Annotated in this window: 10 protein-coding genes; 2 read left to right on the forward strand and 8 right to left on the reverse strand. The window is 34.2% G+C overall.

Annotated features, from left to right (window positions below; all coding sequences use genetic code 11):
* Window positions 1–116 precede the first annotated feature (116 nt).
* Entirely contained in the window at window positions 117–1,766 is a 1,650-nt protein-coding gene (locus YW9_RS0109275) for a DUF4139 domain-containing protein (protein ID WP_018279893.1), read from the reverse strand.
* Between the two features lie 168 nt (window positions 1,767–1,934).
* Between YW9_RS0109275 and YW9_RS0109280 the strand changes: the two genes are divergently transcribed.
* On the forward strand, window positions 1,935–2,342 hold the full coding sequence (locus YW9_RS0109280) for a DUF2059 domain-containing protein (protein WP_026193940.1): 408 nt from the start codon (window positions 1,935–1,937) through the stop codon (window positions 2,340–2,342).
* Window positions 2,343–2,415: 73 nt separating this feature from the next.
* Here YW9_RS0109280 and pyk read toward each other — a convergent pair whose 3' ends face one another.
* The 7 genes from pyk to YW9_RS0109315 all read right to left on the reverse strand — a co-directional run bounded on the left by pyk (window position 2,416) and on the right by YW9_RS0109315 (window position 8,671).
* Complete coding sequence (gene pyk / locus YW9_RS0109285) at window positions 2,416–3,867, reverse strand: pyruvate kinase (RefSeq protein WP_018279895.1); 1,452 nt, start codon at window positions 3,865–3,867, stop codon at window positions 2,416–2,418.
* Entirely contained in the window at window positions 3,861–4,334 is a 474-nt protein-coding gene (locus YW9_RS0109290) for an IPExxxVDY family protein (protein WP_018279896.1), read from the reverse strand. The genes pyk and YW9_RS0109290 overlap by 7 nt, the downstream gene beginning before the upstream one ends.
* Before the next feature lie 122 nt (window positions 4,335–4,456).
* A complete protein-coding gene (locus tag YW9_RS0109295) occupies window positions 4,457–4,651 on the reverse strand; it encodes an LPXTG cell wall anchor domain-containing protein (RefSeq protein WP_018279897.1) in 195 nt (64 codons plus the stop codon).
* A 28-nt stretch (window positions 4,652–4,679) separates the two neighbouring features.
* Window positions 4,680–5,261, reverse strand: coding sequence for an LPS export ABC transporter periplasmic protein LptC (gene lptC, locus YW9_RS0109300; RefSeq protein ID WP_018279898.1), 582 nt, complete (start codon window positions 5,259–5,261; stop codon window positions 4,680–4,682).
* 4 nt (window positions 5,262–5,265) lie between these two features.
* Window positions 5,266–6,597 carry a hypothetical protein gene (locus YW9_RS0109305; RefSeq protein WP_026193941.1) on the reverse strand — a complete coding sequence of 444 codons (1,332 nt, stop codon included), beginning with the start codon at window positions 6,595–6,597 and terminating at the stop codon, window positions 5,266–5,268.
* 22 nt (window positions 6,598–6,619) lie between these two features.
* Complete coding sequence (locus tag YW9_RS0109310) at window positions 6,620–7,903, reverse strand: porin family protein (protein WP_018279900.1); 1,284 nt, start codon at window positions 7,901–7,903, stop codon at window positions 6,620–6,622.
* A 27-nt stretch (window positions 7,904–7,930) separates the two neighbouring features.
* A complete protein-coding gene (locus YW9_RS0109315) occupies window positions 7,931–8,671 on the reverse strand; it encodes a type III pantothenate kinase (protein ID WP_018279901.1) in 741 nt (246 codons plus the stop codon).
* A gap of 497 nt (window positions 8,672–9,168) precedes the next feature.
* Here YW9_RS0109315 and YW9_RS0109325 point away from each other — a divergent pair, with 497 nt between their 5' ends.
* Window positions 9,169–12,330, forward strand: a complete 3,162-nt coding sequence (locus tag YW9_RS0109325) for a SusC/RagA family TonB-linked outer membrane protein (protein WP_231555522.1) — start codon at window positions 9,169–9,171, stop codon at window positions 12,328–12,330.
* Window positions 12,331–12,338 lie beyond the last annotated feature (8 nt).

Below are 12,338 nucleotides of genomic sequence, written 5' to 3' on the forward strand. Positions count from 1 at the left end.
ATAGATGATTTAAGTTAAAAAACGAAAGCCTGAATATCATTTTTTCAAAAATTCAGGCTTCAAAAAGATAATAAGATTGAAAGTAAATTTAAAATGTCACTCTTGTTGATTCCGTTTTAGAGGTTTTCAACAATTGTATCTCTATCAGATTCTACTTGATAAACAAATCTAATTTTTTTATTTTCATTAGGTTTCAAATTTATTTTCCACTTCAAACTTCCCTTTTCCTCATCAAAAGTAGCTTCCTTAGCTTCTGTTAATAAAACTTTTATAGTTTTCTCTGTACTGACAGGAACTTGGTCTTCGATTTCAATGGTTATCGCTTCTTTTTTATTGTTTTGTACACTAATTTCATAAGTGAATGTTTGTATTTTTTTGGAACTTAATGATTTATTTTCCGTATTTTTTGAAATCAATTTTCTTTCAGTGACAATCCTTTTGTCTTTTCCTAAACTTAATACAAGTTTTTTGTCTGCATTTTCAGGATTAATATTTGTTTTCCCGACATACATTCCTTCAAAAATAAGACTTGCCTCGCCAGAAAGAAGATTGTATTTACCATAATTTTCGATATTTCCAATCAAATATGCTCCCAAATCATATTTTGGAGCTACGTAATACTGATACGTTGCAGGAATTTCTAAACTTTTGAGTGAAACACTATGTTTTTTTCCGTTTGAAAGAATTGTATAAGGCAAATCAATATCAAAAACTACATTGAATTGTGTTTCACCCACCACTACTGCATCATCTAATGACTTATCTTCCAGAATCATATCCTCTTTGGCGACTTCAACAGATTCAAGTTCCATTGTTTGCATATTTTTCTGAAAAGCCGCCTTTTCTCTCCTTACATTGGAGATTTCTTGAAGCATTACTTTGGCAGAATCATTTTTTCTGGAGTGTATAAACCAAGTATTTAAAGTTGGTGCTTGTGTATGGCTATTAACATAACCACTTGACAATACGATTTTTACATCATTCCAATCGACTCCTGTGTTTTGAGTTACCGCCGCATTGTACTTCAACATAATTGGTGTGTTAATTTTTTCGGAACGAACCTCGTAAAACGGATTCCAATGAGCCTGATAAGAAATATAATTAAGTTGAAAAGGAATTTTTCCTGCGTTTTCATTAATCACTCTAAGTATTAATTTGCCTCTATTGTTCGTATTTTGGGAAGAAATTGCTCCCAACCGAAATTTCAAAGAATTTAATTTTTTTTGCAGTTCTTTCCCTTTTTCAGAAATATTTTTAATCTGATTTTCAAGTTCATACCTTTTATTTTTATAAAAATCAAGCAGTTTTGATAACTCCGCAGCATTTACATTTGCCCCTGAAAGTTGTTGATTTTTATCCAATAGCTCAACCGATTTTATAATAGAATTCTCAAGAATTTTATTCTTTGTTATCTCTTTTTCAACAGCCTGAATACTATCATAAATTGGACGGACAGATTCAGGTATATAACTTTCTTCATATCCTGTAATCGCCTGATTTGTAAACTGAACCGACAAAATTATAACCTTAGAAGTTGATTTTATTTGTATGGAATTTTCGTCTAAATAATTTGCAACATTGCTAATCACAATCTCGGAAGTTCCTTTGGGCAAAGCAACATTGGCTACCTGCTGAATTTCAGCCCCATTGAAATAAAGTTGCACTTTCTCGGCTTTTGCATTGGTGAAAATGGGAGCCTGTGCATATAACAAATTTGTCAAACAAGTGAAAACGACAAAAAAGATAATCCCTACATTTTTATTCATCTCTCAAAAATATTAAAATAACCTCATTCTGGAAGTATGCAATAAGTATGCCTTTTTGACAAAATAGAAAATTATATACATTATTTTTTTATCAATTTTCCTCAAATTAATTTTCTTTTCTGAAAGATTTCTTATATCTTCGTGCAAATAATCAAAAAATATTTTACAATGAAAAGAATTTTATTAACACTAACACTTTTATTTACAACATTCTACGCCTTCTCTCAAGCAAAAGACGATTTCAAAAAAGACACTCAAAAGCTAATTTCAATAGTAAGTGGAGCTTCTTTTGATGCCGTAACTACTTCTCTAAAACAATTTATTCCCGCAGATAAGTTTCAAGATGCAGAGAAAGAGATAAAAGCATTAATGCCTGAGCTTTATGAAACTATGGCAAAAATTTATATGGAAGAATTTACCCATAATGAAATCAAAGAATTACTGAAATTCTACGAAACTCCAATTGGTAAAAAAATGGCAGAAAAAACATCTGTTCTGACTCAAAGAGGAATGACCGAAGGAGCAAAATGGGGACGAGAAAGATTAACTCCTATTATTCAGAAATACAATAAATAGTTAGAAAAAAGACAGTAGCAGGTTCTTCACAAACCACGCTACTGTCTCTACCTAAAAATGATTTATATGGCTTCTATTTTGCTCTAATCGCACACGAATCTATCTCAGAAACGCGCAAAGTATTGACTTTTCCTTTACCCTGTATTGGCATAGCTGCCAAACTAATCATAATATCTCCCATATTCACGTAACCCTTTTCATTAGCGATATGATTCACGTCCTCAATGGTTTCATCAGTTGATACAAATCTATCGTAATAGAAAGTTGTAACCCCCCAAAGTAGACTCAACTGCGTTAAGATGCGTCTGCTTGACGTAAATACTAATATGTGCGAATTCGGACGATATGACGAAATTCGATAAGCTGTATATCCACTATTTGTCAGGGTAGAAATAACTTTAGCATTCATTTCGTTCGCCATTGTAGCTGCGTGATAACAAATGGAATTAGTTACATAACGTCCCGAACGAACAAAAGGCGTACGCATAGGTACTTTAATCAATTCTGATTCTTCAACACTCTTGATAATGCGACTCATTTGTTCTATTACCTGTACTGGATAAGCTCCCACAGAGGTTTCCCCAGAAAGCATCACTGCATCAGCACCATCCATCACGGAGTTTCCTACGTCGTTTACCTCAGCACGTGTTGGAGTAAGACTTGAAATCATACTCTCCATCATTTGTGTAGCAATAATTACAGGAATATGATATAATTTTGCTTTATGTACTAACTCTTTTTGGATTAGAGGAACTTCTTCCGCTGGAATTTCCACACCCAAATCACCACGCGCAACCATAATTCCGTCGCAGTTAGCCATAATTTTATCTATGTTTACTAATGCTTCCGGTTTTTCAATTTTAGCAATAATTGGGATTCTGTTGCTTGAGTTTTCATTTATCAAATCTTTCAAATCCTGAATATCAGCAGGATTACGAACAAATGAAAGTGCAAACCAATCTACTTCTTGTGAAATGGCAAACAGAGCATCTTTTATATCTTTTTCTGTAAGAGCTGGTAATGAAACATTTGTATTAGGAAGGTTTACTCCTTTTTTTGATTTCAACGGACCTCCTTGAATTACCTCAGCCTCAACTTCATTCTCTTTATTTGTTGAAACTACCTTAAAGATAAGTTTTCCATCATCAAGCAAAATTCTCTCACCTGGATTTACGTCTTTAGGAAATTCTTTGTAGTTCATATACACTCGCTCCTGATTACCTGTGAAAGGCTCTCCCGTCGCAAAGGTTATCTTATCACCTGGATTTACAATAATTCCTTCTTCCATAACCCCAACACGTAATTTAGGACCTTGAAGGTCAGCTAAAATTGCTGTGTTATATCCATATTCTTTATTGACAGAGCGAATCATATCCACGCGTTTCTTAACATCTTCATAATCAGCGTGTGAAAAATTGATACGAAATACATTCACTCCCGCCTGCATCATATCTTTAATTACATCTCTGGTATCTGTAGCAGGACCTAAAGTAGCTACAATTTTTGTCTTTTTTGTACTTAACATTCTTGAAATATTAATTTGTGTTTTGAACTTAATGTGTCTATATCTATTTTATAAATTGCTGAAATATCTGTAATTGTAGCAATCTTCTTTATAATTTCTTTTTCGTTAAATCTCCCTTCTGGATTTATTTTGAGAAAAAAATCAACTTTTCGTTGATTATCAATCAAATAATTAACAAATGTGGTTGCTTCAAACAAAGATGTTTCCTTCATTTTAGTTTCTGTAAAAGACTTATTAGCAATGCAATTCCAATTTATCCTTGATGACTCATCGCACCAATGATAATAGGAAAAATCGGCATTAGTTTCTGCTCCCACAAAAGTCTTTTTCTTGGAATCTTTTGACAACTTTATTTTCAAAATCTTGTTGAGAAAATAAACCAAACGATAATCCTTCATTGTGGTATGAATTGCCATCAGTCTGAAATCGTCGTCTAAATAATTTCTTGATAGTCTGTGTATAATCATAGCACAATGTTTAACGCAACAAAAGTACGAAAAAAAAGACAATCGCCAACTAACCTCACATAATTAACAATTAGTTAATTTTTTCGTTTTCCATTGAAAAAATGAATGCTTTTTTGTGAAAATTACGAATTATCTTTTCTTTCGTTTCGCTTTCTATTCTTTCTTCTGAGGAAAAACATTGCTAAAGAAGCAATTGCAAAAGCAATATAAAGATAAAAAGATTGTTTTTGCTCTGTTTGCCAATATTCTACTGCCAAATAGATGGAAATAGCACAAACTGCTAAATAAGCATACTCAAAAAAAATTCTTGCGTTCAAAATTCTGAATGATTTAAAAATTTGTAATTTATTCCTGATTTTCCTTATCCTCAATGGCTAAAATTCCTGTGGTTTTGTGAGCTTTTACTGTTGAAAATTCCTTGTCAAAATCCATTCCAACACCTTTTGTAAGCGTTCCTTTAATAGAATCCGTAAATACAAACTCTTTCTCTGTGAAAACCCAATCTTGCTTTTGATCCCAAAAAAGTTGAGAAGTTTCGAGCTTTTTGCCATCAAAAGTTGTCAAAACAACACTATCCCGAAGCTCCACCATTTGTGAATTGTTGTAAATAATTCCGTACTTAGCTTGTACTGTGTTTTGATTATTTTTGTTATCAAAAAAATCAACCTTCACGCCTTCAGGAAATTCCCAGTAAGGAAATTGTTGATTGGAAAAATCTCTATTCTGTGGACTTGTAATAATAGCGACCACCTTTGTAGAATCCGTGTAAACCAACCTGAAGTTAAAAACTTCGCCTTGAGGAAACTTACGAACAACATTCATTTGCTGAAGACTTTTCAAATCATTTTTACACGAAAAAAGTATTGCCATACAACAAAGTACGGCAATGCTTTTCAATTTATTTTTAGATAACACAAAAAATTTCATTTTATTATAGTGCAGGGACTTTCACAGATTGTCCTACCCAGCATTTGAAACTGATAGTTTTCCCAGCCATTCCTGACTCAAACACATCAACTTTTGACGGAGCCAACGCATCATAGTGTTTTGCTAAGCTCTCTAATCCTCCTTTACGTGCTGTACTTGCTGCTAACCAATAGATTGCACGTTTTTCAAAAGAAGTACTTCCACACTCATTAGCACTATCTGCATAAGCCTTAGCCATTATACGATACGCATCAGAATTTGAAGGGTTGTATTTCAACGCTTCCTGAGCGTACTTAACTGCTCCTGATTTTGAATGCTTTGAAGCAATCTTAGTTAAAATTTTTGATTTTTTAAGATTGTCACTCTCCAATCGTACAGACTCATTGTAGTACTCAACTGCTTTTGAAGTGTTTTTATTTTTGTCATTTAGCACCCCTAAATAATATGCAGATGAAGCAGAAGGAGACAACTCGTGCAAAGAACCAACAATTTTCACAAAAAGCGGATCACTTGTACAATCTTTATCAGACATTTTTCCAGCAGCTCTCCTTAACCAAACTTCATTCGTTTTGTTTGCTTCAAAGTTTTTGCTGTAAAGAGGAATTAAATTGTCACAATCAGCCAATCTTCCCAATTTAGCGTCAATACTTTCTCCTATAAGCTCATAGTTATCAACACGTTGGCGAGAAGCTTCTAATATTTTCTTATCCTTAGCACTGATTGTTCCTGCCTCTTCTTGTGCGATGTATTTGTTAATTGTTTCAGACAAATGGTTTTTTTCATCTTGAATTTTCTCAACCACATCATCATATGTATCAAAAACATCTTGTAGTGGCTTTTTACCTTCTTCGTGTAAAGAAACTAATACTGAAAAATACAAGTACAATGCTTTTTCATTTTTAAAGTTCTCTTTATCTTCCTTGAATGCTTTGCTAAGCAAATCGTACACTTTTTCTTTCTCCTCAGAAATTAATAGTGATTGTTTGATACGCATTTCAGTAACTCCCATTCGAGTAGGGAAATACTTATTGTAATCTTCGTAAAGTTTAAGCAAATCTTTCACAAAATTTTCTTTCTCTGCTCCAGTACTTTTATCTATTTTGTGTTTTAGGATAGCTTCTCCACGTACGTAAACAGCAGCATTGATACTTGGGCACTTTTCATAAACGGACTTCCAAACAGGATACGCAGCATCGTACCGCTTTGCTTTTGCGTCTTCATTGAAAATTGATAAATTCTGTTGAAGTTCCTGATCTTGTTTGCAATCCTGAGCTTGTGCACCACCCACGTAAAAAACACTTACTAAAAATGCCGCTAGTAAAAATCTCTTTTTCATCTTTCGTTGTTTTTTATTGTTCTTATTGATATTTAGTTCTTTGGAACCATCTGTCATTTAATGTGATTCCTATTTTAAGATTAAAGTAATTTTCTTTTATCAGGTTTTGTTTTAATGTTCCTTTTTGTCCGAATTCAAACCCTGTTGTTATGTTTGAAAATCCTCTTACTGGAAAACTTAATCCAAAAGATATGCCAAAGTCATCAATTGATTGATTATTTAACATAATTCCTGTTTTTTCGTAACGAAATCCAGCCCTGTATGTAACTCTTTTCCAATAACTTGAAATAGAATTATGTTGAGGAATATAAAATCCTCCTACTGCAATTTTGTATCCGTTTTCGTAATTTACATTCGTTGTTGAAAGAAAAGGATTTGAGAATTTTTCTGTATTAGAATGTGTATACTCTACTCCAGCAAACCACTGCAAGTCTTTACCTACACCAAAGCCTATTTCAAATTGAGAAGGTAGTATGAGCTTTGTTTCCTTTAGTCCGATTGCCTCCAAGTTTTTCACTTGGGTTTCCTTGGCAATTAAGTTGGCTCCATTACCTGTATTTGCATTTCCAAAAGTGGAAATTATTCTTTCATTTTCGGAATTCAGTTTACTCTCAGGCGTTAACACCAATGATGATGATATTCTCATCTTGTTTTTCAAAGCTCTTGTATAGTGCAATCCAACGTTTGCAGAAACGCCTCTAAGCAATGATTTGCTATCTTCTTGCGTGTAAAAATCAACATTTGAAATTCTTAGCAAATCCTTCATTTCAATCTTTCCAAAATTAAATTTGAGTGACGCACCAAAACTCAAACCTTTGTACAATTCGTATCCCGATGAAATAAAAAACTGATTTACATTTCCGTTTCCTTCAAATTGGTTGAGTTGTGATACTCCATTGACAGTTTGCCTTGATGCCAACTTATATCCAACAGAGGAAAGCGGAGTCAATCCTACAGAAACTCCCAATTTTTCAACTATAGGAAAACCTAATACTACATAATCAATTGAAGTGGAATTAGTTCCTATTTTTGTTACATTTGAAACAATTTTTTTATAATCAAACGAAGCTCCTCCTGAAAAAGCAGTCAATTTTAGATGTGATAATGTCGCTGGATTTTGCATATTTACACGAGTACTATCTGCAAAAATTCCTATTCCTCCCATAGCTCTCTCCTCTGTTATTCCATCAGGATTTAGCTCACCAATACCATAGTAGGAATAAGGCGACTCTGTTGTTTGTTGCGAAAATACAGTATAAATCACTGAAAATAAAGCAAAAACAAACAAAAATATTTTTTTATTCATATTCAAAAAGCTAATGTTCTTTTGTTATCATTTGTCCTTTCTTTGCCACTCCAAAATGGCATTCAATCCCTCTAGTAGAAAAAACGAGTTTGCAAATATGCGATTTTTTATATTGTTTACCAAAAAAAGATGGTTTCCTCCTGTTAAAATTGTTGTTAAATCCTTGAATTTTTTCTCGTATTGTCTGATAACACCTTCAATTTCGCAAATCACGTTGTGGTAAACTCCCGAAAACATACAACTTTCTGTAGAATTTCCAATAAAATTCTCAATATCAAAATCTTGCTGAGTAATTAACGGCAATTTTGAAGTAAATTCGTGCATCGCTTTGAATCTCATCGCTATGCCTGGAGCTATGGCTCCTCCCAAATATACTCCTTCTGCTGTCATAATATCGAAAGTAATACACGTTCCTGCATCAATTACCAATACGTTTTTGTTGGGGTAAGCAGTCACTGCTCCTGCCATCAATGCTAGTCGGTCAATACCTAAAGTAGTAGGAGTCGCGTATTTATTAACAAAAGGCATCGGAGTTTGTGAATTGACAAACAAAACATTTTTTATTTTTCCTTTCAGGAAAGAAAATCGCTCTTCAGAGTCCTTAACAACCGAAGCAACAATACAAGAATCTATTTTCTCAAAATCAAGAACTTGGGCAATTTCTTTCTGAAAATTATTTTTAGCGAATGTTTGAAAAAATATTCTTTTATTATTATCAAAAACAGCTAACTTTATGGCTGTGTTTCCCTCATCTATAATTAAATTCATAATTTGCTCAATGTTCAAGTACACATTCTATTAGTTTCGTTTCTATTTTCTTTCGAAATAAATTCGATAGATTTTTCTTACGGATTTATATAAAAGAGAACTAACCAAACAAAGTAAAAAATGACAGAATGCCTCTACACCAATCATAATTTACCACAATCCTCTTTTTTAAAACATAAAGTTCGCAAAGATACAAAAAACTGGCTTTCAGAGAAAAATTATTTTAAAACTCCTTTATTTCGGCAAACAATCACACATATTATATCCTCAACAAAAAACAAAAATTGTTTGTATATAGAAAATATTACCTATTTTTCTTTGCTTTCTATACAAATCAAATAGTCAATATGTTTAGATTTTTTTCACTTTTATTTATAAAAATATTTAGTTTTTTCTTTGCTGTAAGAAATCGTTTTCGTAGCTTTGCGTGACTCTACAAAGAGTAATTTTTTAAGAGATTCTCAAAAATAAGGAAATAAAATTTAAATTATTGAAATATGATAGGCGTTTTAATGAAATCTACGCAAAGATTTATGGGAGTGGGACTTCTTACATTTCTTGTGGGTGGATTTTGGACAGATTCAGTCTATGGAAAGACTGATGATTTGTTGACAAAAACTACTGTTTTTCAGCAACAAACTAAAAAAATAAGCGGAGTGGTAACAGATGCCAATGGAGAACCTTTGCCTGGAGTTAACATTGTAGTCAAGGGAACTTCCATAGGAGTTACATCCGATTTTGATGGTAATTTTGAAATCAATGTACCGAATGACAAGACCGAATTGGTATTCTCGTACATAGGCTTCAAAGGTTATACCTTGAAAGTAACCCAACCCCGTAGTGGCGTAAAGATTGTGCTTGAGGAAGAGGTTCAACAGCTTGAGGGAACTGTGGTAACTGCTTTGGGTATCAAGCGACAAGAAAAAGCACTTAGCTACAACGTGCAACAGGTAAACAGTGAGGAACTTACTAAAGTAAAAGACGCTAACTTTATTAATAGCCTTAACGGAAAAGTAGCGGGAGTTACCATTCAGCGGAGTTCTTCAGGGATTGGGGGTGCTACTAAAGTGGTAATGCGTGGAGCTAAATCTATTGAAAAGTCGAATAACGCGTTGTATGTGATTGATGGCGTTCCTTTGTTTTCTACAACGATGGCACAAGGAAGTGGACGTTTTCAATCATCAGGGTCAACAGAAGGTATTGCAGATATCAACCCAGAAGATATTGAAAGTATGACCGTCCTTACGGGAGCTTCAGCAGCAGCTCTTTATGGTTCGGCAGCAGCAAACGGAGCTATCCTTATCACTACTAAAAAAGGGAAAGAAGGCAAACTCCAAGTTAGTTTTTCTTCAAACACGGAAATTTCCACTCCTTTCATTTTACCAGAATTTCAGAATACATACGGAAATGACGGAAGAATAGAATCTTGGGGAGCGAAACTTCCAGAGAATTTTGAGAGATATAATGCAAAAGATTTTTTCAGAAAGGGATATACCTTAACCAACAACGTTTCACTTTCAGGAGGGAGTCAAAAAAATCAAACATATTTCTCTGCAAGTAGCACACAGGCAGAAGGTATCGTTCCTAACAACCAATACAACCGATACAATTTCACTTTCAGAAATACAATTCATCTACTTGAAGATAAGTTAAAAATTGATGCATCAGTAAATTATATCTTGCAAGACCATCGCAATATGATAAATCAGGGAGAGTATATGAATCCATTGGTTGGTGCGTATTTACTTCCTCGAGGAGAAAATCTATCAAGCGTACGTACCTTTGAAAGGTACAATCCAGCACGTAAAATATACGAACAAGAATGGCGTTACGGAACAGGTGATTACACACTTCAAAATCCTTATTGGGTAGCATATCGCAACTTGCGTGACGTGAAAAGAGAGCGTAATATGATTGCTCTTGGTGTTACTTACGATTTAAAAAAATGGTCAGAAACTGAGAAATGGGACATTGCTGGACGTGTTCGTACTGATAATTCACACATTCAATCAACTGACAAACGTTATGCATCAACAGCTGCAACATTAGATGTTAGTAAAACGGGATATTTCGGATTATTAAAAGGAACAGAACGACAAACATACGCTGACGTTCTAACCAATTTCTCAAAACGTTTTGAATTTGGTGACCAAAATATCGTCATTACAGCCAACCTTGGGGCGTCATTGCAGGATACTCGCTATGACGATTCGCAAATAGGAGGGCCACTTCGTGAAAATGGAATTCCGAATGTATTTAATACGTTTAACGTAGACCAAGGAGCTCAAAAAACAAGAATTGGACAAACAGGCTGGATAGAACAAACTCAATCCATCTTTGGTAGTGTAGAGGCTGGTTACAATGGATATTTATACCTAACATTAACAGGGCGTAACGATTGGGCTTCACAATTGGCTAATTCTCCGAATTCGTCATTTTTCTACCCTTCTGTTGGACTTTCTGCGGTAGTTACTGATATGCTTTCAACAGATACAAAACTGAAAATCAATCCTATTCTTTCTTTTATGAAAGTTCGTTTGGCGTTTAGCTCCGTAGGTTCTCCTTTTGATAGAGGACTAACAACTCCAACATACACTTTCGACCAAGATACCAAAACTTGGAAAACGGTTTCTCATTTCCCAATTGGTGAACTTTTCCCTGAACGCACCAATTCGTATGAAGTGGGAATTGCTTCAAAATGGTTGAAAGGGAAATTAACGTTAGACGCTACTTTCTATCAAACCAACACTAAAAACCAAACCATTGGCTCTGAAATTTCACCTTCAACAGGATACGATAAAATTTATCTTCAAACAGGAGATGTTCGTAACAGAGGTGTTGAATTAGGTTTAGGATATGATTTCCAAATAGTTAAAGATTTTAATTGGAATAGCCACTTCACAATGGGATACAACAAAAACGAAATTATGTCATTGGTAGAAGACTATGTAAACCCTGTAACGGGAGAGAAAGAAGGCAAGGAACATTTGGTAAAAAATTCATTTGGTTCATTACGTTACATTCTCAAAAAAGGAGGTTCGCTCGGAGATGTGTATTCCAATGCTGATTTCAAACGCAACTCAGACGGGAACATCTACATTGATGCCAAAGGAAATGTAACTAAGAGTGAATTTGCTAATGGTCATTTTGAAAAATTGGGAAGTGTACTTCCTGATGTAACAATGGGATGGAGAAATGATTTCACATACAAAAATTTGAGTTTTGGAGCGATGTTCTCTGCTCGTTTGGGAGGTGTGGCTGTTTCAATGACCGAAGCTGCGTTAGACCATTACGGAGTATCGAAAGCCTCAGCAGAAGCTCGTGATGCAGGAGGAGTTTTCGTTAATGGTTTCCCTATCAACGCACAAAACTATTTTGAAGAACGAGGAAAAAATCGTTTAGCTCAATACTATACATATTCAGCAACAAACATTCGTTTACAAGAAGCTTACATTTCGTACAAGTTACCTAAAAAATTGATAAACGACACTATGGGGCTTACAATTTCCGTTATTGGACGTAATTTGGCTATGCTTTATAGTGAAGCTCCTTTTGACCCAGAGTCGGTTTCCTCAACAGGAAATTACGTGCAAGGATTGGATTATTTTATGATACCGAGCCAACGCAGCATCGGGTTGAGTATCAAAGCTGATTTTTAATCTTATAA

The sequence above is a fragment of the Capnocytophaga cynodegmi DSM 19736 genome, assembly GCF_000379185.1.
Taxonomy (GTDB): Bacteria; Bacteroidota; Bacteroidia; order Flavobacteriales; family Flavobacteriaceae; genus Capnocytophaga; species Capnocytophaga cynodegmi.